At 62.0% G+C, this 23,208-nt stretch carries 30 protein-coding genes; 7 read left to right on the plus strand and 23 right to left on the minus strand.

Annotated elements, in window-relative coordinates; translation table 11 throughout:
- Positions 1-4 precede the first annotated feature (4 nt).
- Positions 5-478 (plus strand): hypothetical protein, encoded by a 474-nt coding sequence (locus CSAL_RS17415; RefSeq protein ID WP_011506675.1) that lies wholly within the window; start codon positions 5-7, stop codon positions 476-478.
- On the opposite strand, the gene CSAL_RS07015 is transcribed toward CSAL_RS17415, so the two are convergent.
- The 5 genes from CSAL_RS07015 to CSAL_RS07030 are packed head-to-tail and all read right to left on the minus strand — an operon-like array spanning position 438 to position 5,438.
- On the minus strand, positions 438-3,071 hold the full coding sequence (locus CSAL_RS07015; RefSeq protein WP_011506676.1) for a phage tail tape measure protein: 2,634 nt from the start codon (positions 3,069-3,071) through the stop codon (positions 438-440). The genes CSAL_RS17415 and CSAL_RS07015 overlap by 41 nt on opposite strands.
- On the minus strand, positions 3,028-3,198 hold the full coding sequence (locus CSAL_RS17780; protein ID WP_011506677.1) for a GpE family phage tail protein: 171 nt from the start codon (positions 3,196-3,198) through the stop codon (positions 3,028-3,030). Before CSAL_RS17780 ends, CSAL_RS07015 begins: the two co-directional genes overlap by 44 nt.
- A gap of 26 nt (positions 3,199-3,224) precedes the next feature.
- Entirely contained in the window at positions 3,225-3,704 is a 480-nt protein-coding gene (locus tag CSAL_RS17695) for a phage tail assembly protein (protein WP_011506678.1), read from the minus strand.
- A 14-nt stretch (positions 3,705-3,718) separates the two neighbouring features.
- On the minus strand, positions 3,719-4,231 hold the full coding sequence (locus CSAL_RS07025; RefSeq protein ID WP_011506679.1) for a phage major tail tube protein: 513 nt from the start codon (positions 4,229-4,231) through the stop codon (positions 3,719-3,721).
- A 22-nt stretch (positions 4,232-4,253) separates the two neighbouring features.
- A complete protein-coding gene (locus tag CSAL_RS07030; protein WP_011506680.1) occupies positions 4,254-5,438 on the minus strand; it encodes a phage tail sheath protein in 1,185 nt (394 codons plus the stop codon).
- A gap of 242 nt (positions 5,439-5,680) precedes the next feature.
- Between CSAL_RS07030 and CSAL_RS07035 the strand changes: the two genes are divergently transcribed.
- The 3 genes from CSAL_RS07035 (at position 5,681) to CSAL_RS17420 (ending at position 7,608) form a co-directional block, all read left to right on the plus strand.
- Entirely contained in the window at positions 5,681-6,055 is a 375-nt protein-coding gene (locus CSAL_RS07035) for a hypothetical protein (protein WP_011506681.1), read from the plus strand.
- Positions 6,056-6,139: 84 nt separating this feature from the next.
- Complete coding sequence (locus tag CSAL_RS07040) at positions 6,140-6,640, plus strand: hypothetical protein (RefSeq protein ID WP_148266804.1); 501 nt, start codon at positions 6,140-6,142, stop codon at positions 6,638-6,640.
- A gap of 269 nt (positions 6,641-6,909) precedes the next feature.
- A complete protein-coding gene (locus CSAL_RS17420) occupies positions 6,910-7,608 on the plus strand; it encodes a hypothetical protein (RefSeq protein ID WP_148266805.1) in 699 nt (232 codons plus the stop codon).
- An 84-nt stretch (positions 7,609-7,692) separates the two neighbouring features.
- Here CSAL_RS17420 and CSAL_RS07050 read toward each other — a convergent pair whose 3' ends face one another.
- From CSAL_RS07050 to CSAL_RS07130, 17 genes are all read right to left on the minus strand, one after another.
- Entirely contained in the window at positions 7,693-8,250 is a 558-nt protein-coding gene (locus CSAL_RS07050; protein WP_011506684.1) for a DUF4376 domain-containing protein, read from the minus strand.
- Positions 8,247-9,761 (minus strand): phage tail protein, encoded by a 1,515-nt coding sequence (locus CSAL_RS16905; RefSeq protein WP_011506685.1) that lies wholly within the window; start codon positions 9,759-9,761, stop codon positions 8,247-8,249. Before CSAL_RS16905 ends, CSAL_RS07050 begins: the two co-directional genes overlap by 4 nt.
- 9 nt (positions 9,762-9,770) lie before the next feature.
- Positions 9,771-10,397 (minus strand): phage tail protein I, encoded by a 627-nt coding sequence (locus tag CSAL_RS07060; RefSeq protein ID WP_011506686.1) that lies wholly within the window; start codon positions 10,395-10,397, stop codon positions 9,771-9,773.
- Positions 10,390-11,301 carry a baseplate assembly protein gene (locus CSAL_RS07065; RefSeq protein WP_011506687.1) on the minus strand — a complete coding sequence of 304 codons (912 nt, stop codon included), beginning with the start codon at positions 11,299-11,301 and terminating at the stop codon, positions 10,390-10,392. The genes CSAL_RS07060 and CSAL_RS07065 overlap by 8 nt, the downstream gene beginning before the upstream one ends.
- Positions 11,298-11,648, minus strand: a complete 351-nt coding sequence (locus CSAL_RS07070; protein ID WP_011506688.1) for a GPW/gp25 family protein — start codon at positions 11,646-11,648, stop codon at positions 11,298-11,300. The genes CSAL_RS07065 and CSAL_RS07070 overlap by 4 nt, the downstream gene beginning before the upstream one ends.
- On the minus strand, positions 11,648-12,313 hold the full coding sequence (locus CSAL_RS07075) for a phage baseplate assembly protein V (RefSeq protein ID WP_011506689.1): 666 nt from the start codon (positions 12,311-12,313) through the stop codon (positions 11,648-11,650). The genes CSAL_RS07070 and CSAL_RS07075 overlap by 1 nt, the downstream gene beginning before the upstream one ends.
- Before the next feature lie 61 nt (positions 12,314-12,374).
- Positions 12,375-12,833, minus strand: coding sequence for a phage virion morphogenesis protein (locus CSAL_RS07080; protein ID WP_011506690.1), 459 nt, complete (start codon positions 12,831-12,833; stop codon positions 12,375-12,377).
- Positions 12,823-13,317 (minus strand): phage tail protein, encoded by a 495-nt coding sequence (locus CSAL_RS07085; protein ID WP_050934504.1) that lies wholly within the window; start codon positions 13,315-13,317, stop codon positions 12,823-12,825. The genes CSAL_RS07080 and CSAL_RS07085 overlap by 11 nt, the downstream gene beginning before the upstream one ends.
- Complete coding sequence (gene lysC / locus CSAL_RS17855) at positions 13,280-13,528, minus strand: Rz1-like lysis system protein LysC (protein ID WP_370599267.1); 249 nt, start codon at positions 13,526-13,528, stop codon at positions 13,280-13,282. Before lysC ends, CSAL_RS07085 begins: the two co-directional genes overlap by 38 nt.
- Positions 13,413-13,880, minus strand: coding sequence for an Rz-like lysis system protein LysB (lysB, locus tag CSAL_RS16910; RefSeq protein ID WP_011506692.1), 468 nt, complete (start codon positions 13,878-13,880; stop codon positions 13,413-13,415). Before lysB ends, lysC begins: the two co-directional genes overlap by 116 nt.
- On the minus strand, positions 13,880-14,353 hold the full coding sequence (locus CSAL_RS07100) for a lysozyme (RefSeq protein WP_011506693.1): 474 nt from the start codon (positions 14,351-14,353) through the stop codon (positions 13,880-13,882). Before CSAL_RS07100 ends, lysB begins: the two co-directional genes overlap by 1 nt.
- Positions 14,343-14,543 carry a phage holin family protein gene (locus CSAL_RS07105; RefSeq protein WP_011506694.1) on the minus strand — a complete coding sequence of 67 codons (201 nt, stop codon included), beginning with the start codon at positions 14,541-14,543 and terminating at the stop codon, positions 14,343-14,345. Before CSAL_RS07105 ends, CSAL_RS07100 begins: the two co-directional genes overlap by 11 nt.
- Before the next feature lie 23 nt (positions 14,544-14,566).
- Positions 14,567-14,779, minus strand: coding sequence for a tail protein X (locus CSAL_RS07110; RefSeq protein WP_043558149.1), 213 nt, complete (start codon positions 14,777-14,779; stop codon positions 14,567-14,569).
- The gene (locus CSAL_RS07115; RefSeq protein ID WP_011506696.1) at positions 14,776-15,246 is read right to left on the minus strand and encodes a head completion/stabilization protein; all 471 of its coding nucleotides are present in this window, start codon (positions 15,244-15,246) and stop codon (positions 14,776-14,778) included. The genes CSAL_RS07110 and CSAL_RS07115 overlap by 4 nt, the downstream gene beginning before the upstream one ends.
- A 114-nt stretch (positions 15,247-15,360) precedes the next feature.
- Positions 15,361-16,026 carry a phage terminase small subunit gene (gene gpM, locus CSAL_RS07120; RefSeq protein WP_011506697.1) on the minus strand — a complete coding sequence of 222 codons (666 nt, stop codon included), beginning with the start codon at positions 16,024-16,026 and terminating at the stop codon, positions 15,361-15,363.
- 9 nt (positions 16,027-16,035) lie between these two features.
- Complete coding sequence (locus tag CSAL_RS07125; protein ID WP_011506698.1) at positions 16,036-17,055, minus strand: phage major capsid protein, P2 family; 1,020 nt, start codon at positions 17,053-17,055, stop codon at positions 16,036-16,038.
- Positions 17,056-17,070: 15 nt separating this feature from the next.
- Positions 17,071-17,886, minus strand: a complete 816-nt coding sequence (locus tag CSAL_RS07130) for a GPO family capsid scaffolding protein (RefSeq protein ID WP_011506699.1) — start codon at positions 17,884-17,886, stop codon at positions 17,071-17,073.
- 143 nt (positions 17,887-18,029) lie between these two features.
- On the opposite strand from CSAL_RS07130, the gene CSAL_RS07135 reads away from it, so the two are divergent.
- From CSAL_RS07135 to CSAL_RS07145, 3 genes are all read left to right on the plus strand, one after another.
- A complete protein-coding gene (locus CSAL_RS07135) occupies positions 18,030-19,814 on the plus strand; it encodes a terminase large subunit domain-containing protein (protein ID WP_011506700.1) in 1,785 nt (594 codons plus the stop codon).
- Complete coding sequence (locus tag CSAL_RS07140) at positions 19,811-20,881, plus strand: phage portal protein (RefSeq protein WP_011506701.1); 1,071 nt, start codon at positions 19,811-19,813, stop codon at positions 20,879-20,881. The genes CSAL_RS07135 and CSAL_RS07140 overlap by 4 nt, the downstream gene beginning before the upstream one ends.
- A gap of 137 nt (positions 20,882-21,018) precedes the next feature.
- Positions 21,019-21,774, plus strand: a complete 756-nt coding sequence (locus CSAL_RS07145) for a DNA adenine methylase (protein WP_222832153.1) — start codon at positions 21,019-21,021, stop codon at positions 21,772-21,774.
- A 46-nt stretch (positions 21,775-21,820) separates the two neighbouring features.
- Here CSAL_RS07145 and CSAL_RS17190 read toward each other — a convergent pair whose 3' ends face one another.
- Positions 21,821-22,045, minus strand: coding sequence for a DUF2188 domain-containing protein (locus tag CSAL_RS17190; RefSeq protein WP_083831086.1), 225 nt, complete (start codon positions 22,043-22,045; stop codon positions 21,821-21,823).
- Positions 22,046-23,208 lie beyond the last annotated feature (1,163 nt).

Here is a 23,208-nt window from a genome sequence, read left to right on the forward strand (position 1 = left end):
CTTAATGAGTGTTGAGCGTCCGGATCAAAAAGCAAAAAACTATATGATCACTATGGGGGGCTTCTTCGTTGCTGGAATAAGTTGTTGGTTAGGATTTGGGGTCACAGTAGGTTTTGATTCTCTTTTTCGAGAGATTAGTGAAAAAAGCACAGTTATCGTTGGTTTGATCTCTGCGCCGGCTATTGTCGCCAGTCTTGCTCTGAAACATGCCGAGAGTCGACGTTATATGGCGACATCAATGGCCTTCTTTTTGATAGCTCTTCTAGCTCTGCTACTGATTATTATGTCGCCATTAGAATCTGTGATGCCCGAAGATGGGGAGCATGCAGGTCTGTGGATTTTAGGCTTGCCAGCCCTATTCATTACAGATGCTTTTGTGATGATCGGCTCACTCATGATGACCCTAAGGGCACACATGCTTGAAGGTGAGGGAGAGGTCATTCCGTATCCCTCAACGAAGAGCGACGTCGAGCGTTGAGCTGGTCTTGCTGATCGGCCAGTGCGCGCTGGACTTCCTGGGCGACGTACTGGGCGAGCTGGCGTTCGTCCATGCCGGGCGCGGCATTCACCTCGATGTTGATGTCGCCCATGGTGAGGCCGCCTGACTCGCGCGGGGCAGACTGGCTCAGCGGTGGCCGGGTATCGAACTGAATCGGCGCTTGCTGGGCCACGGTGGGCATGGCAGTGGCGGGGAGCGTCGCGGCACCCAGGGCCAGCCCCGCGCCGGCTTGTTGCACGCGCTTGGCGATCTCGGCCACACGCCGTGCGGGCTCGTCGCGCTGGGCATCGAGCCCGACGTTCAGGCCGTCCACGGTGTGGCCACCCAACTGAGCGAAGACGCGGCTCGGGGAGTTGATGTCGAGCACGTCAGCGAACCAGCCTTTCACGTCGCTGGCCATGCCGACGACTTTGTCTTTCAGCGCGGCGAGCTTGCCCGTCAGGCCGCCGATCAGGCCGTCGACGATTGCGCTGCCGAGCGACGTGAACTTGCCCGGCACCTCGACGCCGAGCTTGGAAAGCCCAGCGGTGATGCCGCGATAGAGCAAGCCGATGGGGTTCCAGTTGAGCAGCAGCTGAAGCACGGCACCGGTGCCTTGGCTGAAGGCGGCTTTGACGTCGGCCCAGCGGTCCTTGAAGAACTGGCTGATCGGCTCCCAGTTCTTGTAGATGAGGTAGGCCGCGCCGGCGAGGGCGGTGATGGCCAAGCCGATGGGGTTGGTCAGCAGTAGGCGCCCGGCGAGGGTAAGCGTGCGGCCGACCATCAGGATGCCGCGGCCCAGCGCCGGGAGAATCTTGCTGGTGAAGGCATAGATCCTGCCGCCGAGGCCGCCGGTCTGTATGCCCAGCATGGCGAGACCGTAGCGGACGGTGACGATCGGGCCGAGTAGCGAAGCCAGCATGATCGTGAATGCGCCGCCCACCGCGACCAGGACGGCGAGACCGGCGGCGGCCTTGGCGATGCCGCCGGCCAATTCCGGGTTCTGTTTGATCCAGTCGCCGACCCAGCGGGTGATCGCGGTGACGTTCTGGATGAGCTCGCGCAACGGCCCCTTGTTGGTGTCGGTGATCGAGATCCCGACCTCTTCCCAGGCGGACTGCAGACTCTTGAGGTCGCCGCCGATGTTGTCCTTCATCGTGGCGGCCATGCGGTCGTTTTCGCCGTTGGCTACCCGGAGCTTTTCGATCAAACCATCCAGCTTGCCGGTGCTCATCTGGCTGACCAGCTCGGCCATGCCCGAGCCCGCCTCGGCGCCGAAGATCTGCTGCAGGGCCTGTTTGCGGTCGGCGTTGCCGAGATCCTTGGTGGCGTCGTTGATGTCACGCAGGATCTCGGGCATGGCGCGCATCTCGCCATCGGCGTTGGCCACCTTCACCCCAAGCCGGTCGATGACGCCGGCGGCTTCCTTCGTGGGGTCGGTGAGGCGATTCATCATGCCGCGCAGCGTGGTACCGGCCTGGCTTCCCTGAATGCCGATGTTGCCCAGTAGGCCGGCCATGGCGCTGGCCTGCTCGAGGGTGAAATCCAGATCCTCGGCGCCGCCGAGATACTTCACCGTTTCGCCGAGCTTCGCCAGATCGACATTGGCGCGGCTGGCCGTGGCCGAGAGCACGTCGGCAACGTGGCCCATGGCGCCTTCCTTCTCCAGGTCGATCTTGAAGGTGCCGGCGATATTCGAGGCGATGTCGGCGGTGCGGCCGAGCTCGGTGTTGTTGGCGACGGCGAGGCTGAGCACGTCCTTCATCGAGGACTGAATGGCTTTAGCACTCATCCCCGCGCGCAATAGAAACTCTTGCCCGGAGCCGACTTCACCGGCGCTGAATTGGGTGCTCGAGCCCAGGTCGCGGGATTGTTGCTTTAGCGCTTTGAACCGCTCGTCGTCAGCATTGAAGCGCCCGACAGCTTGCACGGCGCTCATCTGCTGGCCGTACTCGACGCCGGGGGAGAGTAGGCGGCTGGCACCGTAGAGCGCGGCGCCCCCGGTGGCCAGCCCTGTCATGCCCGCGCCGCGCATGCCATTGGCGCGACCGATCCCGCGATGGAATTGGTCGTTGGCGCGCTTGGCTTTGCGCTGCGCCTCGGCGAGTTGGCCCATCTTGCGCTTTTGCGCATCGAACTGGGTATTGGCCTCGCGTATGCGCTCGGCCAACTGATCCTCGCTGCGGCCCAGGTTGTCGGTGCTGACCCCGCCTTGGTGCAGCCCGGTGCGCAATTCGCCCAGGCGGCGGCGTTGGTCGCCGAGCTTGCCGCTCAGTCGCTCGACCTCGTCGCTGGCCTGTTTGAATTGGCGCTGGAACTTCTCGGTGGGGGCGTCGGTGCGCTTGAGCTCGCCGCGCATGTTGCGCAGCCGTTCCTGCGCGGCGGCCAGGGCCTCGCCGTTCTCGCGCGTGGCTTCCTTGAGCTTGCGAAACGAGCCTAAGTCACGCTGCTGGCGCTCGAGCTTGCGCAGTTCTTCCTTGCTCGCGCGCAGGGCGTCTGCGGTCTTGCTGCTACCTCGGGTGATCTTCTTCAGCGGCGCCGTGGCCTTGTCAGCGGCGTCGAGGATGACCTGAAGCTTGAGATCGCGCGCCATGGCCGGCTCCGTCACTATCGGCGCCGCTACGCTTGCGCGCGCGTTCGCGCCATTCCATCAGTTCGCGCAGGGAGAAGTCCGCGCAATCGTTGGGTGTCCAGTGGAAGACGCCGGCGAGATCCGCCATCGCGTCTTCCACCGAGGCGGGGAGGGCTATGCGTCCTCGCCCTTGGCCCGCTTCGAGATCAAAAAACCGGCGACCTCCCCGCCGCACTGCACCAGGTCGGCGGGGTCCATATGGCGCACTTCGGGCGCGGTCAGCGAAGGGGTCGAGAGCCGCGGGATCAACGTCATCAGCGCGTCGGTCTGCATCTGCAGCACGTCGGCGAGGTTCACGCCGCGCAGCTCGCCGGCGCTGGGCTTGCGAAGCGTGACTTCGCTGATCTCGGTCTCGCCGCGCTTGATGGGCGTGTCGAGCTCGACGGTGGTGGTGATGGCCTGGGCAACTTGGGCCTTGGTCATGATCTTTCTCCAGGTGATGTGCGGCAGCCGTGCGCCGCTTGCGATGAAATAAACCAGCACCACAGGAATGCCATTGACCCAGCGCGGGAGTCCCTCGATTAGTCCAATGAGGTAGATCCACATTGCGATGATCGTTAGCAGGGCACAGCAAACGCCGCGAGTGACATTCATGCGGTTCTTCCTTTTCAGATGCCCAGGCGTTGGCGACGGCCCGCGAGGCGGTCCTCGCCGTTGACTTTGAACACCTGGTTGATGAGGTCGATCTCGACCTTGGGGGCGCCGTCGATGCTGAGCTTGTAATAGCTCAACGTGCTGGTGACCTGGTGTTCGGTGTTCTCGCCGGCTTGGGCGTCGCCCATGTCGATCTCGGTGTGACGGCCACGCATGACGACCTCGACCGCCGAGGCCTCGTCGACGTCGTCGCGCTCGTAGCTTCCGGTCATGCGCAGCATGTCGGCGTCGATGCGTGAGGTGCCGAAGTTGTCGAAGATGCTTTCGACCAGGCCGCCGACGGTCCATTGGCAGGTCATGAGGCCGTCTTGGCCCATGTCGATGCCGACGGGCCCATCCATGCCGCCGCCGCGCCATTCCTCGATCTTGCGCGCGAGGGTCGGCAAGGTGACGGACTGGACGATGCCCTGCCAGCTATCGCCATTGCTGAACAGGTTCAGGTCCTTGAGCTTCTTGGGAAGTGCCATGATCGGTCCCTATCTAGTCAGTTCAGGCGGTGGCCGCGACGCGCTCGGCGAAGTCGGCGAGATACGAATCGGTGATGCGCTGCTGGAAGCCCAGGTCCTCGAGCGGCGGTACCGGCGTGTAGTCGTAATCGATGCGCAGCTTGCCCGCCTTGAGGGAGGTCTCGGTGGTGAGGTCTTCGTTCAGCCAGGCCGAGCCGTCGACGATCAGCCCCAGGTTCTTGAGCTCGCGAAACTTGGCGTTGACCCCTTCGATGATGTCCCGCGCGAGCGAGGCGTGAAGCGGCTTGTCGACCGCCCACAGGTGCGCCTCGGCGACCGTGTCGGCGAGAATCTGAGCCGTCCTCGTATAGTTTTCAAAGGGGAACAGGGATTCCGGTCCGGCGCAGGTGCGCGAGCCCCAGAAGCGGTAACCGCCCTGGTTGATCAGCGTGGTGACGTCGGCAGTGTTGAGGATGCCGGCATCGGTATTGGGTGACTGCAGATCCCAGAACACGTCGCGGTCGATCCCGGTGACGCCGTTGACCACGACGTTGGAAAGGGTCTTGTGCCAGCCGACCTCCTGGTCGAGCTTCGCGCGCAGGCCGAGCGCGACGGGTACGGGGCTGACCGTGACCGTGGCGGCATCGTCGGTATCGAACGCCTCGAACTGCGGCCAGATCACCATCAGCTCCCGGGCGCCGAACTCATCGCGATATGCGGTCACGTCGGTGATGGTCTCGCAGCCCTGGGCATAGACGTAGCCGAAGGCGCGCAGCTGTTGCAGCACCGGCACCAGGGCGGTGGCCACCGGCTGAGTATCCAACGCTGGCACGCCGATGATGCGCGGCGTCACGCCCAGCTTTTGCTTGGCGGTGAGCAGCGCTTGCAGGCCGGTACGCTGTCCCGTCTCGGTCGTGGTACCGATGACGTTGGCGGTGGTTTCCTCGTCATCGATGCCCTCGGCCACGCGCACCACCACGATGACCGGCTTGGACTGCTGGCCGATCGTGGTGAGGGTATCCTTCAGCGTGCCCTGGGTACCGGCCTTGCCGATGGCGGTATCGACATTGGTGACCAGTGCCGGGCGGTCGAGGGGAAAGGTTTTATCGTCGGCATCCTCGGCGGTGCAGACCACGCCGATGACCGCTGTGGAAACGGTGCGGATGGTGCGGGTACCGTCATTGACTTCGGAGACGCGCACCCCGTGATGGTATTGGTCGAGTGCCATGGAGGCTCCTGCGCAGGTTCGGCCTGAGTTTCAAAAGAAACCGTGAATTCACGCCGATATCGTGCGGGGTGGCGCGGCAGGGTGTTAGTGGGGCAGGGTGTAGGAGACGGGGTTTACACCTAGAAGATCGAGTGCATGAGGCATCGTGATAAAGGGACTGGGCATTTCAGATCAGGAACTCATGGTGCGGGGAGAGCGGCTAGTGGAAGCTACAGCACAATTCAAAGCTACAGGATTTCGCTATGACAGAAGAAGAATTCTCTAAACTAATCGATGAAATTGAAATAGGGGTGAAAAGAAGATATCAAATATCAGTGATTTTATATTTTTTGTTGGCTATCTCTGCGATAGTCGCTGTAATGGATTCGCTGCATCTCGGTAAGGTTGATTGGAAGTTTGTAGCTCAGGTAGGGGGAACCTTCGCTATAGGAGTGGGGATTGCTGTCGGGCTTTTAACATCTAAAGCTTCTGCGCTAATGACACCTGGCATGATGGGGGATGGTCGAATAAGTGCTATCCGAGAACGCTATTACAAGAGGGTGAGCTTTATTGGAGAGCTTGCGGTGCTCTCAACTTTAGTTGGCACCCTGGCATCGGGCTTGGCGCCATTCATGTGATAGAAGTGTCCATCATCCCTATCAGGCGTTCATGGCGTCGGGGCTGGTAGAGTTGGGCAAGTGGTTGGGGTTGTAGGATGTGTGGTGACAAAAGAGGGCAGTGTAGTGGAAATATTTGCGACGGTAGTGACTGGGGTTTCGGTCTTCGTGCTTGGCAGATTGATCGAGCAATTTGTGATCAAGCCGATACACGATTTTCGCGAAGCCTTGGGTCAGTTGAGTTATTTTCTTCTTTCCAACCAAGCATCTCTGACGAACTGTAATGCGACAGACGATATGTCTAATTCATTGAAAAGGATGGGGGGTATCAATATAGCCAAGATGGAGTCGATACCGTTTTATGGATCGTGGGAACTACTGCGCTTCGTACCTAAAGCGGAAGATGTTACAGAGGCTTCCATGCTCTTAAACTTGATGGCTAATGATGTTCTACACGGCAAAAATCAGACACACATGCCTAGCGTGCGAATCCCGGAGAGGGTATGCGATAGCCTAAGCAAGATAGGGGAGAAGCTGGGGATCAAAACCACCTACGTTGATCTTCCTTCCGCGCCAGTGGTGAGGCCTAGCGCGTTCAATAGATAGGCCTAAAGCCCGCCGCCCGGCGGGCTGTCTCGTTTCTCCGATCCCTACCGCCTCAACTCCAACCCGGCCCGCAGCGTTTGCCTGACTGAGTATCCCAACTGGCGAGCAAAGTATGATTGCCCTGCGCACGAGGCTTGAGCGTTGTGCGACGAGGGTAGGACGACCCAAAGACACCCGCGTGGGATAGACTGTGATCTACAGAAACGTAGGGGGATAGAATGAAGAGAGGGCATAAGCGCTGGGTCTATAGCCTCTTGGTTGGGGGCACAATGACAGTATCTGCGGTGGCGATTGGGCTCTACCTGTATCAGTTTGGAGGTGGGGAACTGGATAGTGACTCGTCTGTATGGGCCGATTTGGGCACCTATCTTTCAGGAACAGTAGGTGTGGCAGCAGTCACATTCACTCTTTTCGCTTTGATCCTCACGCTGAAGCAGCAAGATGCCATTATTGAAGCGCAGGATGAAGAGTCAAGAAGGGGAAGGGCATATGAAAATGCTATTCAGATTTTTCCAAAAATTCTAAGTAGTGCACATAAAGATTTGCAAAGACATTTGTCTTTTGATCCCGGTTGTGTAAGAGATATAGCAGCGTTGGATCACGATGGTCCTATAACCCCTGAGTCAATTCTTAGGCACCCCAATCGCTTTAGGGTGTTAGGAGAAGTTTCTCCAAATTGCTTGAGGTCGATAGTGAATCAGTCCATTGGCCATCCCTATAGGGTTACTCAGTTTATGGTTCAACAGATTCATCATGCGCCAGAGCTTTTTGATTACTTTGATTGTCTGCTTGATGAATACAGGTATTGGGACTGCGTCGAAGCCGTTTATGCTTACCATGTTGGATCAGAGCAAGACGATGAGTTTTGTTATTTGGTCAGAAGTAAACTAAGAATGCGTCTGTCTTATAATGATCCAGTCAGCGTTGAGGGTATATGGCAGCGCATAGGGGCGAAGTTAAATGAATAGAAATAGCTGGATTTCTTTGCATGGTTTGGGAAGGACGCCCTCGCAAATAGCCCGCCACGCGGCGGGCTTAGGTGAGTGTGGGCATTACCAGGTGACCGCCTCGATCCCTTCCCGGTCCTCGGCCTCGAGCGCCTGTTCCAGCCGCGCTTTCAGCTCCCAGCTTCTGCGGTACTGCTCGCTCACGTGTGCTTGTTCGGCATCGTGTAGCGCGAGCATTTCGTCCGCTGTCAGCCGGTATTCCGTATTCGATGCGGCGCGGAACGGGAAGGTGGCGTCCGGCTTGCGCTGAGCGCTGACGGCCAGCCGGGTGATGTTCTCCCTGTCCCGCTCCCTGGTCTGCACGATATCCGTGGTGTCGCCGAACGTATGCTCGAATCCGCCGGCGATGGCGTCGTCGCGTGCGGCTTCGATCTCGTCACGTTTGCGGGCTGCGAGGTCGCCCAGCGGTTCCCGGTAGGCTTCTAGGTCGCCTTCGCTTTCGACGATTCGGCGGTAGAGAGCACGGCCGGCGGGCTCGTCATCGTCGGGCGATGCGGTGAAGGGAATCCAGCCGTAGTCTGGGTGGTCGATCTCGCAATCGATGCCACCGGATGCGTTCAGCGCTGGGGCGCGGTAGTCGAGGGCGTCAACATTTTCCATCATGCAATCCTTAGATAAATCGCGGTCGAATTCGAGGATTCCGCATCCCGGTCGCCTTCAGCCAAGGAGCCCATCAGGCGCCAGGTACCCGAAGGGGCGCGGCCGTTATTCCTGTTGCCCGCACAGTTCGACCAGCGCAGGGCACTACCTGATGTTGTATGACCTGGAGTAGTCGCGCCGCCGCGCGCCACGAACATGCCGTATGTGCCGACTTGCCCCGAACCGGTGTTTTGGGTGAGGTCCGGCTTTCCACTGACTTCGCTCCATCGCGGCCATCTTGTTGCCGTGGCCGGTTTGCCGGTGATATTGCCCCATTGGCGGATACGGTCCCGGTGCCAGCCATCGACCGTGTCGGCGTTGACCCTGTTCAGACCCGATCCGTTGCCGCTGATGGTGCCGGATGCCTTGAGGTTGCGGGTCTCGAAGTCGTTATCGCCGGTCGAGGTCACCGACTGGCCGACCCATAGACGCAGAGCGTCACCGCTGGAGCGGATGGCAAGGATCGCCCCCACGTTTTCCGGTGATCCGTCGCCGGGATTGTCGGTCGTGCGGAAGGTGAGACCGGCGCCGTCCGCGTTGTCCTGGTCGTGGTTTTCGATCATCACCACGCCACGGCCGACGTCGATTTGCGACGGCTTGTCCGCCCGGACGACCTGGTCGCGGTCGGGCTTGGTGCCGATCGCCTGGTCGAGTGCCTCGAGAGCAGCATTCAGCCCGGAAATGGCACCCATGGGATGCGCGTCTGAACTGTCACGGCCGTCAATGTCGTTGTGGTTCGCGGCCTTGGCCGCCGCGCCCAGGAGGGCCAGCACCGCCTGGACGGTATCGGCATCGCCGAAGACGTCGAGGGCCTTGTCGAGCGCGATTTGCGAGGCGCGGTGTGCCGTCGAGGCGTTCTCGTGGTCGGCCATGGCGCCATCCAGGCCGCCTGGCGTGACCACCGAGGCGGTACTCGAGCGCTGGCGCGTCGCGTCCCAGGTCGCTTTCTTGACGAAGCCGCGTTGCGTCGTCGTGGCATCCGGGTGATCCCGGCTTTGGGCGTGCTCGTCGATCTTGTCGTCCACGAGCTTGCGCGTCGCCAGCACGATGGAGGGATCCACCTTCAGCGTCACGGCGGCGGTGTCGGAGACCTGCATCACAAACCGGATCGTCTGTGTGCGGCCGGAGCCTTCCGAGAGCACGGGCTTGTAGGTCTCGGGGTAGTTGCCGTAGGCGATCATGTCGCCGTCCGAGTCGAACAGGCCGATCTCACGAATCGTCCATCCGCCTTCGTCCGGCGGGATCACTTGCTCGACTACGATCCAATTCGGATTGTCGTCGTCCACGACGCTGGTGTTGATGGGCGCGCGGCGCACCTGGTTGACCAGCGACGTGCGGTCGCTATCCGGGTTGGGAAGGGAGCCATTGCCGTCGCCGATGGCGAGCTCGGCGATGGTGAGGGTCCTGCCGAGGGCAATGGCATTGGCGATCTTGGCTTCGCCGACGGCGGTCGGCACGGTATAGAACTTCGCCATGGGCGGCTCCTAGGCGGTATTCGGATAGACGGTGGTAGTGTCGATGACGTGAAGCCCGGCGCCGACATGCGCGAGGCCGGTGTTTTCGGTTTGCGCGGCGACGTAGGGATATACGATGGTGGTGTGGCCATCCTGAGTGGTCGCGCCGAGATAGAGCGGCCCTCGCGTTTCCCCGAGCAGGTCGAGTCCGGCGATATGCCGCGTGAGCGGCTTGGCATCGTCGACCAGACGGGTGAGTTCCCGGTACATGGCATCGCTGATGCCCTGGTCGAGGACGCCGACGCGCAGCGCGAATGTGCCGCGCGGGCCCTCGGGCTGGGTCTGCCACCATTCGGTGACCTCCAGCAAATAGCCCAAGGGCTCGACGACGCGGCGCAATGCCGAAATGGTTCCCTTGTGCCGGTGTATGTAGAAGGCCGAGCGAACCACGTCGCGCTTGGTGGTATCCGGCCAGGCCGAGTCCCACCGGTCGACAGAAAACGCCCAGGCCAAGTACGGCAGCAGGTGCGCCGGACAGGTGTCCGGATGCCAGAGTTGGCGCAGCGGCACGGGTACCCGCTCGATCTCGGCCAGAGCCTCGGCCGCGGCGCGCTCAAGATTGGTGGCGTTAGGCGGTAGCAGGGAGCGGTCACTCATCGGTACCTCCGATGCGTAGCGCGATCGCGGTGCAGTGCGAGGCCTGGGTGGCATCGAGGACGACATCCACGCCGGGCGCGTCGAGGGTGACGCGCTGGACGCCCTCGACATGGAGCGCGGCGTAGATCGCCGAGAGGCGGATATCGCGCCCGAGGCGGCGTTGTGCCTTCACGTAGGCCTCGGCGCGTGCGTGCGCGGCCTCGCGAATCGGATCCTGCTCGGGGCCGGGGTAGAGATACAGCGTGGCGTCGATGGCGTAATCGACGATCTCGGCGCTCTGGACAGTGAGCCGGTCGCCGACGGGACGAATGTCCTCGTCGGACAGTGCGGCGTCGACGATGTCGAGTAGATCCTGGGGAGCCTTGCCGTTGCCATCCCGCGCCAGGATCGTGACCAGAGCCTCGCAGGGAGCCGGGCTTTTGGCGCTGGCATCGGCGACGCGGCCATCGGCGCTGAGCGCGTGATACTCGTAGGCGCCCGTGGGGCCCGCTACGCTCAGGCCCTCGAATGCCCGCTGGGCGCGTAGACGGAGTTCGGTGTCGCTCTCGTACGTCGGCGGTACCGGCGGGGTGGCATCGGGATCGCCGGGATCGACCTCAAGGCGTTGGGTATTGAAGTTGGCCGCCATGTTGTCGAGATCATTGTCGTCGGCATAGGCCAGCATCACGGCGCGCGCGGCTTCGTTGACGCACTGGCGCCAGGTCATTTCCCGGTAGGCGTTTTCCTGCAACAGCTTGGTGATCGGCTCGGATTCGAGCTCGAGGGTGGCCGCAGCGTCGGCGCGGTCGGCCTCGGGCGTCAATTCGAGCAATCGGGATTTGCGCTCGGCGAGGATGGTCTCGAAGTCGAGCGTTTCGACGACATTCGGCGCGGGCAGTTGGGAAAGATCGATGGGGGAGCTCATGCGGCGGCCCCCAATGGGACGTCGATGGCTACGTCATCGCCGGTGTCGATACGGCGTCCTGCGATGCGCAGATCGAAACGCCCTGGGCGCGTGGTGGATACGATGCGGGTGATCTGCGTCACGCGGACACGCGGTTCCCACTTCATCAGCGCGACGACGGTGGCCGAGTAGGCGCGCAGAGCCGTGGCGCCGTTCAGCGGCTGGTCGATGAGTTCGGGTAGCAGCGAGCCGTAGTCGCGGCGCATCACACGCGAGCCCAGCGGCGTGGTCAGGATATCGACGATGGATTGCCGGAGATGCTCGAGCGAGTCGAGACGCTGGCCGGTGGTGCGCGACATGCCAGGCATTAAATGACCTCCCCTGATGTACCGCTACCGGGCTCGACTTTGTCGTGGGCGTGCTTGGAGCTGATGTCCTTGCCGTTGCTTGTCACGGCACCCTTGAATGCCACGTCGCCGGCCATCGTCGCCTTTTTGCCTGCGGGCTGGCTGAGGTTGCCATTCAGCGTCAGGTTGCCGTTGATGAGGGTGTTGGCGTTGATCGTCGCACCGCCGGCGGCCGTGGCGGTTAGGGTCGATTCAGTCGTCGCTTCGATGGCGCCGCCGGCGGAGACCGTGACATCACCACTCGCGGTCAGGCCGGCGGAGCCGGGCAGGGAGGCCCGCAGATGATGTGCCGCGTGGTCGTACTCCAGGACAGCGCCATCGGGAAACACGCGATGCCAAACATCGCCGGAGTTGGCTGGCGCAGGATGCGCGCGGCGGTAAAGGCCAGTGAGCACCACACCTGCCGCTGGATCGCCACCGGGCGAAAACACCACAACCTGCTCACCTTTAGTGGGCGGATCCCAGTCGCGCGTCGAGCCGGCGCGGCCCTCGATCCAGGGCAGCCAGTCGGTCACCAGCTCGCCGGAGGTGACGCGTACCCGCGCGGTGTCGTGATCCACGGCGGCGATGGTGCCGGTGCGGATCAGGTTGTGAATCAGGCGGAGAAGTTCGGCGACGTTTTGCATGCCGCTATCGTGCGGAAGCTGCGGTGCCAGGCGAAGCGGGCGAGGGTGTGGCGCGGGCGTCTTACACCGGATCCAGATGGGTGAACAGTGCGTTGATGACGAGCTCACGGTCGGCGTCGGTGAAGCCGAGCAGCTCGCGCTGCGGGTATTCGATGGTGGGGCCGTCGCGATCGACGCGGTCGCGTAGGCCGTACTGGTGGGTGCGGGCGATGCGCGCGACGTTGCCCATGAAACTGACCACGGCGGTGTCGCCATGCGCGGTGGCTTTCATCCACTTGGCGGTGGAGAGCTTGTCGAACATGGCGCTTCGGCGGATGCTGCCTTGCCGGGCTCGCCATTTTTGGGGCTTGCGCGGCGCATAGGGTGTGCCGTCGGGATTGGTTTGCGAGCGGATGCGCTGGCGTTGGCTGCGGCGCAGGTCGCGGGCGATGGCGCGCGCCAGGCGGCGGCGTTCCTTGGCTTCGAGCTGGGCGAGCAGGGGCGCGGCCCAGTCCTCCAGGGCCTGCAGGTCATCTTTCATCGGTCTCGCCCCATTCGGCGGCTAGGGTGTAGTCGTCGTCGGCCTCGGCATCGCGCAGTAGTAGCTGCCAACGCGAGATAGGGCAGGCATCGCGCTCGAACCGCGACACGACATGGTCAACGTGGATATGGCCGCTGTCGCAATCGACCTTGGCGATCACGCGCTCGGTGAGCCTTACGCGCAGCGCGACGTCCACCGATTGGTTGCTGAGGATCTCGGCTTCGAAGCTGACCGCCTCGCCGGGATCCGCGTCGGGCTGGTACTCGGCCAGCCACTGCAGCAGCGGCACCATGACGGTGTCGAGGTCATCGCCGAAGTCGGTCAGCACCAGCTGCGCGGCGAACTGATATTCGTGGGACAGATTGGGGCCACGTCGAAACTCGAGGCTGCCATCCTCGACGAAGGTCAGCAGCCGACTGGGATCTCGGGCCAGCCCCGGCACGGCGTTAATCAGGTGCGTGCGTAGCAGGTGGAGTTTTTTCATCGGTGTGCTCGTGGCATTGGATGATGGCATCGACCTCGGCGGCGCATTGCGCCCAGGCGGCTTCGGTTCGCTCGAGCTGCTCGAGTAGTGCGCCGTTAGTCATCGGTGCGCTCGCGGGGAGGCTGCATGGGCTGGGTGTCGCGCAGCGCTTGACGATAATCGGTGGCGCCGGTGACGGCGGGGCGCTCGCGCAGGCGGATAACAGCGTCAGGCAGGCGAGTACCAGCCCACGCACGTAACTCGGCATTTTCATGGATCAGCTCCCGCAGGCGGGTGAGTCGGTTCGAGGCGGTGCGCTCCAGGTCTGCCTTCGTGTCGTTCAGCTGCTGGCGTTGCTCCTCGAGGCGCTGGGCGTTTTGCCACAGGACGTCGATCACCAACTGACGCTGTGCGTTTTCGGCCTGGGCAGCGTCGAGGGCTTGCCGGGCGCTGGCTGCGTCGGTCAGCGCGGTGCGGTATTCCTGCCAGGCGAACCAGCCGCCGGCACCGACCACTCCGGTGCCGATCAATACCAGCCAGATCTTGAGCGGTATGGCGCCGAGCAGGCGCCCCAATAGCGCCATCACGGATCGAGCCCCCGCAGGCACAGCTTGCGTTCAGCGGCGCGGCGCTTGACCAAGCCTGCGAGCTTACGGCCCCCGGCGTAGACCCAGCGGTTGAGCTCGTCGCAGGCGGCGCGCACTTTGCCGGCGTTCAGTCGCTTCAGCAGAGTCGAGCGGGCGAATTTACCTTCGCCGACGTTGTAGACGAACGAGGCCAAGGCCGCGCGACGCGCCGGGGGCAGCTCGACTTCGACGCGCTGGTCGACGGCGTCGAAGGCCGTGCCGAGATCCTCAGCGAGCAATTCCTTGCACTCGGATTGGCTCAGTGTCTGGCCCATATCGACATCGCCGGTGTGGCCATAACAGATGGTCGGAATGCCTACGGGGTCTCGGTAGGCCTCCGACCGATACCCTTCGAACTGTGAGACGACGGCGGTGGCGAGGCTGAGCGCGCCGGCGGTCCCGCCGACGATGAGGCGGCGTTTAAGACTCATCGCGGTTCCTCCAGCGCTTCCACTTGCGCACGTAATGCGGAATCAGCAAGCCGATCTGCAAGACCAGGTAGAGCAGAGTCAGGGCGGTGACCCAGTCGGCCGGCGTCATGCCGCCCATGTATAAAGCGGTGACGAATGCAGGTGGGGTCGCCTTGAGGCTTTCGGTGGTGATTTCGAGCGGCTGGGCCATGCGGTCCTCGAAGCGTTGGAAAGTCAGTCCCAGAGCTGCACGGTTGGCGCACGGCTGGGGGCTTGGGTGATCTCGGGCAGCATGACGGGCGTACCGTGAGGCAAGACGGGGCCGAGATCGGCCAGTCCAGGATTGGCCCGCAGCACGCGTTCGGTGATGCCGGCGGTGGTGCCATAGATGCGATAGCAAATAGCGTCGAGTGTGTCGTGTTGCCGTGCGTGGACCGTGCGGCTCATATCAGCTCGACCGTGCTATGGGGGCGCCCCTCGATCTCGCTGATTGCCCAGGCCGCATCGCGCCGGTAACTCTCCGCCGGCTCGGCGAGGCTTTCGCTACGCTCGCGCCCGCTGTTGGTGGTGTCGTAGTCGGCGTAACGCTCGACCAGGCTGGCGTGCGCCGTGGAGTAGACCGCGCGGCGATACAGTGCTTTGAACACTCCCGGCGCTTGCCAGATTGGCACCGGCACGGCATCGACCGTGTCATAGCCCGCCTCGACCTGTTTGGCCTGCCAATTGCGCAGCGTGCGATTGACCGTGGCCATGGCGGCGAGCAGGGCGCCTTCGATTCGCACTGCGGTGATGGTGCCGTCGAGGCGATGCGTGTCACGGAACACATCGGGTTCGATATCCGGCCAGAAGCCGTTATTCGTGACGGGCTCGGCGGTGGTCGTGCTTGTGGTGCCGGTCGAAACGAAGCTGTTCATCGTGGCTCCTGGTGCTGATCAAGAAGGGGGTGGGCGATGGGTCGAGGCTGCGCCCCTTGGGCTTGCCTCTACCGTCGCGCCCCCTGACGTCGGCGTGCGACTCGTTGGCGACGATCAGGCGTTGGCTTGATCGTCGGCGTTCTTCACCTCGCGCTCGAGGCGCTCGATGTCTTTCTTGACGCCGGCGCGGTCGTTGAGCTCCAGCGCCCGGCGAAAGTGCGTCAGCGCTTCCTGTGGCGTGCCCTCGGCGCGATGGGCGTTGCCCAGGGCCTTGTGCAATTTCGCGCGGATTTGGTCGTGCATGTCCGCGCCCGCGGTGAGGCGCTCGATCTCCTGGAGTTCCTCGAGCAGGGTGGCGTCATCTGCTTCCAGGGCGAGCGCTTGGTCGGCGGCTTCCTCGACGAGAATCGCGGCGGTGGAGCGCTGAAATTGATCGCCAGGCTCTAGCCCGTGGCGCAGGGCATAGCGGCCGATGCTCAACGCGCCCTCGATGTCGCCGACATCGATGCGCCAAAGCATGACGCGCATCAGCACCTCGTCTTGTGCGCCCTGGCCAGCTTCGAGCACACCTTCCACGTAGGCTGCGTAGTCGGGCAGGATCTCGCGCTTGATGGCGACCTTGCGCTCGATAGACTGCACCGACTTGAGCCGGCGGTAGTCCTCGAAGAGCTTGGCTTGCATGAAGTGATATTCGTCGCCCTGCATGGGCGCGTCGCCGGCGTCACGCGCCGCTTGTGCGGCGCTGACGCGTTCGAAGTGTCGGCGGGCTGGGCTGGTCATCGCTCCCCCTTACGCGGCCGTGAAGTCGCCGAGCTCGATGTTCTCGATCAAGCAGCCGGCACCGAAGTCCTCGATGACATAGGCGTCGTTCGAGCTCTCGTAGTTCTCGATGCGGTTGCGCTTGGGATTCTCGGTGACGTAGCGGCGGCGCGCGCCGGTCTGCCAGTAGATCGAGAGGTTATCCAGCGTGGTGACCATCAGCGCGTTGTCGGGGAAGAACGGCACGTCCATGCCCTGCAGGCCGCCGATGCGCTTCTGGCTGATGACCAGGTCGGCAGCCATCTGTTCGGTGGGCGGCTGTTCGGTATTGAGCAGCGGGAAGTACTTGTCGCTGAGCAGGTCGCGGCCGACGATCACCACCAGGCCCGGCACGCGGCGGTACCAGGGTTCGAGCAGGCTATTGACGGCGTCGTAGACCAGGGCGTCGAGGTTAACGTAATCGCCGCCCTTGCCGACCTGGACGGTATCGGCGGTGGCGCCGCCCGTCATGACGCGGGCCGGGGCGTTGTTGCGGTACTGCTGCAACCAGCCGATGTTGACGTCTTCGAGCATCGGGTTCGCGGCGCGGTCAGTCTGCGTGGCGGCACTCGTGCCGTTGAATCCGATGGTCATGCGGTCGAGCGCCTGCTGACGAATGACGGCATCACGAATCAGCGCCTGAAAGTTGGGGAACTTTGCCCAGGCGTCGATCTTGTTGTAACCGAGATGGGTGTCGAACTCGGTCATGCGGCACTCGTAGCCCTGCGGGTCGAGCGTAGAGAGATCGCGGGTCTGGCGATCTTGATTGCTGACGTTGGTACGCCCGGCGATCGGGCCCGAGACGCCCAGGGCGAGCTTTTCGCCCTTGAGCTCGTCGACGCCGATCATGTTGATGCGGTTCAGGAAGTCACTGGACTCCTGAATGCGTTTTTCGAGGCGCTGCTGAATGGTGGGATCGACGGCGAATTTCTGGGTCGCGTCGGGCACACCGTTGAGCTTGGCCACCTGGTCGGCGAACTGGTTGAAGAGGATGCGGGTATCGTTGCGCATGAGCGTCGGGGTTCCTTAGCAGTCGGTGACGATCGCGCCGTCGTCGCCGGTGGCGCGTTGGCGTGGGGTGTGGCGCGGCGTGTTGTCGAGGCGCTGGAAGAGCTCGTCGAAGCGGGTTTGCAGGGTGTCGTGCGCGGCTTTCAGGTCATTGAAGTCCGTGGCGCTGGGGCGCGCGTTGAGGTCATCGGCCAGGGCCTGATGCTTCTCGACGAAGAGTCCCAGGGTCTGCTCGAGCTCTTCACGAAACGCAGCGAATCCCGCCTCGCTTTTGGCGTCGTGCTTGCGAAACAGCGCCTTGACGCGCTCGGTGAGCGACGGGCCGGAATCTGTCGGTGGCTCGGCGGTGAAGTCGAACTCGGTCTCGATGGCGGCGGTAAACAGGTTGTCCGGGCGTTGCTTGCGTCCGGCCAGCGGTGACTCGCTACCCGCGCCGGCGGCGAACTGCAACATCTGGGTGCCCAGCGAGGCGGGGGAGTCGGTGACGGCGAGCCCGACGAGATACGCCTCACCGGTGTCCGCGAAGTTGGGATCGACTTCCATCGACGTGTAGACCTTCTGGCGCTTGTCGTTGAGCGCCTTCAGGTCGTCGGTGGGATCGATGGCCGCGAGCAGCTGAAGCTTGCCGTCCTCGCCTTTCTCGGTCTTCAGCGCGGTGACGTCGCCGTAACTCTTGAACGGCCCGTCGGGCAGCATGCCGCGCATGTGCTCCAGATTGATCCGGCAGCCGTAGGTGTCGGGATCGAAGTTGTCGGCCATCTGTTGCAGCCAGGCTGCGCTGATGTTGCGGCCGTCGGTCGTCGCGCCCTCGGTCGCGATGCGGAACCATTTCATGAAGTGCCCTCGGGGTACGGAATGCGTATGGGCGTCAGGTTCCGCGCACTCGCTGCCCGGCTCAACGCGGGCCGGGTGTGAGTCATGCCGTCTACACCGGGGCTTGCAATAGCGAACTCCCGCGCGCGGGTACGCTGGGCGCCATGACGACATCGACCCCCGACCTGGATACCCAAGACGCCTCGCGTCTCTCCGCTCGGCACCTCTACTGGATGGGGTGGCGCATCGCGCGTATCGCCGAATTCCTCGACCTGCCCCGTGCCACCATCGACAGCTGGAAGAAACGCGATGCCTGGGACGATGCTTCGCCAAGTCAACGCATCGAAGGCGCGCTCGAGGCGCGCATGATCCAACTGATCTGGAAGGACGCGAAGGAGGGCAAGGACTTCAAGGAGCTGGATCTCCTGGGGCGCCAGGTAGAGCGCCTGGCGCGGGTCCACAAGTACGAGGGATCGGGCAAAGAAAGCGACCTCAACCCGAACATCGAACGGCGCAACGCCGGCGAGAAGCGTAAACCCGCGCGCAACGATGTCGGCGACGAGGGCGTGATCCAGATCGTCGAGGCGTTCGAGGCCTCACTATTCGATTACCAGCGCGCCTGGTACCGCGCCGGCCAGCACGAACGTATCCGCAACCTGCTCAAGTCGAGGCAGATTGGCGCGACCTGGTACTTCGCGCGCGAGGCGATCGCCGACGCCGTGGAGACCGGCAAGAACAAGATCTTCATGAGCGCCTCGAAGGCCCAGGCGCACATCTTCAAGCACTACATCGTGCAGTTCGTAAAAGAGGCTACCGGCGTGGAGCTCAAAGGCGATCCCATCGTCTTGGCCAATGGCGCCGAGCTCCACTTTCTGGGCACGAACGCAAAGACCGCGCAGGGCTACCACGGCGACACCTATCTCGACGAATACTTCTGGATCAACGGCTTCGAGCAGTTCCGCAAAGTCACGTCAGGCATGGCGATGCACAAGAAGTGGAAGCAAACCTACTTCAGCACGCCCTCGTCGGTGGCGCACGAGGCGTATCCGTTCTGGACGGGCGAGCGCTTCAATAAGCGCCAGAAGAAGGCCGACCGAGTGTCGATCGACGTCAGCCACGCCGCGTTGAAAGGCGGCGCTCGCGGCCCGGACGGTCAGTGGCGCCAGATCGTGACCATCGAGGACGCGATCGCCGGCGGCTGCGACCTATTCGATCTCGATCAGCTGCGGCTGGAATACAGCGACGAGGAATTCGCCAACCTCCTGATGTGTGAGTTCGTCGACGACTCCCAATCGGCGTTCCCGATGATGACCATGCAACGCTGCATGGTGGATAGCTGGGACATCTGGCGCGACTGGAAGCCTTTCGCCGCGCGCCCATTCGGCGACAAGCCGGTGTGGCTGGGCTATGACCCGGCGGGGGACAACCTAGACGGCGATGGCGCGGGGCTAGTCGTGCTGGCGCCGGCGAAGAATCGCAACGATCGGCATCGCATCCTGGAGAAGCACCGCATCAAAGGACAGGACTACGAAGAGCAAGCGGGCTTCATCGAGCAGGTGACCCGACGCTACAACGTCCAGTTCATCGGCATCGATATCAACGGCATGGGCGAGGCGGTAGCGCAACTGGTCGCAAAGTTCTTTCCGCGCGTGACGCGCTATCGCTACACGCCGGACAGCAAGGCGGCGCTGGTGCGTCAGGCACAGCACATCATCGAGCGCGGGCGTCTCGAGTTCGATAGCCGTGACGTGATCATCGCCCAGTCCTTCACCGCCATTCGCCGCGAGCTGACCGCGAGCGGCCGCCAATTCACCTTTACCGCAGGGCGCAACGCCCAAACCGGCCACGCCGACTTGGCGTGGGCGACGATGCACGCTCTCAACAACGAACCCATCGACGTGCTCGCCGAGGGCGAGCGCGGCGGCGCCATCATGGAGATGTCCGAATGACCACGGCCGACAAACCCCGCATGCGTGTGCCGGCGACCCTGTCCGAGTCCGAACCGGCGGCGGAGGCGTCGCCAGCCCCGGCGCGGGCCGAGGCGTTCACCTTCGGCGAGCCGGTACCGGTGACGGACCTGGCCGATTTCCTCTACACCGGCTGTTGGATGCTGACGGCGCGCTGGTACGAACCGCCGGTGGATCTGCCAGCGCTGGCCAAGGTGTATCGCGCGACGGCACATCACGGTTCCAGTTTGCAGGTGAAGCGCAACATTCTATCGCGATCGTTCATTCCGCATCGCCTACTGAGCCGGCAGGCGTTCCGTGCCCTGGTCACGGATTACCTGGTGTTTGGCAATGCGTACATCGAGCGGGTGTATGGGCGCCTTGGGCGGCTGCTGGCATTGCGGCCGGCGCGAGCCAAGTACGTGCGCCGAGGCGTCGAAGAAGGGCAGTACTGGTGGGTGACATCCTGGCAGGTGGCCAGCGAATTCGAGCGCGATTCGGTGATCCACCTGATGGAGCCTGACATCAACCAAGAGATCTACGGCGTGCCGGACTACCTCGGCGCGCTGCAGTCGATCCTACTCAACGAAAACGCTACCTTGTTCCGCCGCAAGTACTACCTGAACGGTAGTCATGCCGGCTTTGTGATGTACGTCTCCGATACCGCGCAGAACCAGGAAGACATCGATGCCATGCGCGAGGCCCTGCGCAACTCCAAGGGCGTGGGCAACTTCCGCAACCTGTTCCTTCACTCGCCGGGCGGCAAGAAGGATGGCGTACAGATCATCCCCATCAGCGAGGTCGCCGCCAAGGACGAATTCGCCGGCATCAAGCAGGAAACCCGCGACGACACCCTCGCCAGCCACCGCGTACCGCCCCAGCTGATGGGCGTGATGCCCAACAATGTCGGAGGATTCGGCGACGTGGAGAAGGCGGCCAGGGTCTTCGTCACCAACGAGCTCGAGCCGCTGCAAGCCGTCTTCGAAGAGGTCAACGACCTGGTGGGGGAGCAGGTGATCCGGTTTCGGCCTTACACACTTGAGGCGGCCAGCGAATCGCCAACCGGATAACACGAAAAAGCCCAGGGCTTGTGGGCCCCGGGCATGCATCGCCGTGATCGTCCCTGATCGTAAACGCCTTCCTGGCGCATCCAGCGACACCGAAAGCATATCAGAAACTGGATAAATAAACAGGTGTCAGGATGACCATGAAACCGATCCTCCCATGGATGGGAGGCAAGCGCCGTCTTGCGAAAGCCATCATCCCCCAGTTCCAGCCACACAGAACCTATGTGGAACCCTTCTGCGGGGGAGCGGCCATCTTCTTCTTGAAAGATCCGAGCCCCGTGGAGGTGATCAATGATGCCCATGGGGAGTTGGTGAATCTCTATCGCATCGTCAAGCACCACCCCGACGAGCTGGTGCGCCAGTTCCGCTGGAGCCTGGTAAGCCGGGAAGAGTACCTGACTCAGCGTGAAGTGAACCCGCGGCACCTCACTGATATTCAGCGCGCGGCACGCTTCTTCTACCTGCAGAAGCTGGCCTTCGGTGGCAAGGTACATGGCCAGACCTTTGGGACGTCAGCGACCAGCCCACCTCGTCTCAACCTGATGCGCATTGAGGAGGATTTGAGCCAGGCACACCTCCGGCTATCTCGCACGGTGATCGAGCATCTAGACTGGTCGGAATGCGTGACGCGCTACGATCGGCCCGAGACGCTCTTCTACCTGGATCCGCCGTACTGGGAAACCGCCGGCTACGGCACCGACTTCGGCCTCGAGCAGTACGAGCGAATGGCCGAGCTGGCACGGAAAGCAAAAGGGCAGGTCGTCATTAGCGTCAACGACATCCCGGAGATGCGGCGAGCGTTCGCGGGCCTCAAGATCCACACCACCCAGATCAATTACACCGTCAGCAAGCAATCAACTGGAAAGCGGGGAGAGCTGATCATCACCAACCGCTGAATGGTGTGTAAATTGAAAAAGGGTCGCCCGATTGGCGACCCCTTCTTCATCCCTTGGAGCTATGTGGATCAGAGCTTCCGGGATAGGTGCGTTCCTCTTGAATCTTCCCATCCTCTTTGTGGATTTTTACTGACCCTTCCTTACCGTCCATATAGCCTCTCATGTGCTGTATGGCTTCATCCTTGGTGCCAGATCGCTTTATAGCGCGGTCACTGCCTTCCTTCTGAAGCTTCCAGTCGTCGCCGTCTTTCGTGATGTGATAGTTATCCACGGTGCCACCTGTTGGTTGCGTCTTCCCTGACTCACCATAGACCAAGAAGATAGACCTTGCTCGCCCTCCGCGCGCCGTCGACACCCCGCCCCGCCTGCGCGCTAAACCTGTCGCTTTTCACGCACTCATGCAGGACGGTCAATACAGTCTGGCTGCAGGGCTTCGAGGCGATTGGCAGAGGGTGATAGGTCATGCGGAATCATGCGAAATCGAGCAGCACCCAAAACGGGTGGTGAGGAAGCACAGGAGTGGGAGGCGCCTTATGAAGGTGCGGGGGGCTCGGAAAAAGGTAACATCGGTCACATGAGGGTAGATCATGCCCCAACCGTCTGATTTATTGAAGCTTTTCTGTTACCTCTAAAAGGTAACGTGAGGTAATGCAAAAGGTAACGTGCTCGCAAGTAGCTGTTTTTAAAGGATATGGATATTTCTCTCTGTCACCTCTCAAAAAGGTAACGCATTACCTTTGCATCACCTTTTTGTTACCTTTTGAACGACTGTTCGAATCTCTTTATATTCAATGGTTTATATTGAATTTAGGCAATCCATTACCTTTGTTACCTTTTTCCGAGCCCCCCTCGGATTCCGAGTCTACCCCGCGCAACATACGTACACGCGCACGTCACACGCATTCCTCCGTCAACGCCTGGGAACAGTTTGGGAACAAGAATCGCCAAAATCGCGAGATTGCCTCCATATAAATCAGTAAGTTACAGTTGTTTTAGGCGGTAGTGGAGGTTTCGAATCCCTCCCCCTCCGCCAGAATCTAGAAAAGCCGCTGAGCCATCAGCGGCTTTTTTTGTGCCTGCCTTCTGGAAGGAGCACGCCTCACTTCCTGGGTTTCTAACCTCGTCTTCACCATCCCCGTTTGGTCGCATATCCGCTCATTTAGGAATGACAGCGACCTTGGCTTTAGGTAGTGTTTCCTAAGTGTTCTGAGTAGTAGGTAGGGGTAGATGGATATGCGCACATCTGGCTGTACGGGACTAGCCCAGACGCACGCTTCAAGCGTGTGCAGAGCGTTGCGGGCGGGGCCTGGCTGCTGATCAGCGACAGCCACGCTTACGAAAAAGAGATGATCAAGCCCGACGAGATGCAGGACGTGGAGATCCTGGGCCGGTGCCGGGTCAGGACTGGGCGGATTGTGTGGTGATCCGCCGGCT

This window comes from Chromohalobacter israelensis DSM 3043, assembly GCF_000055785.1.
GTDB lineage: Bacteria > Pseudomonadota > Gammaproteobacteria > Pseudomonadales > Halomonadaceae > Chromohalobacter > Chromohalobacter israelensis.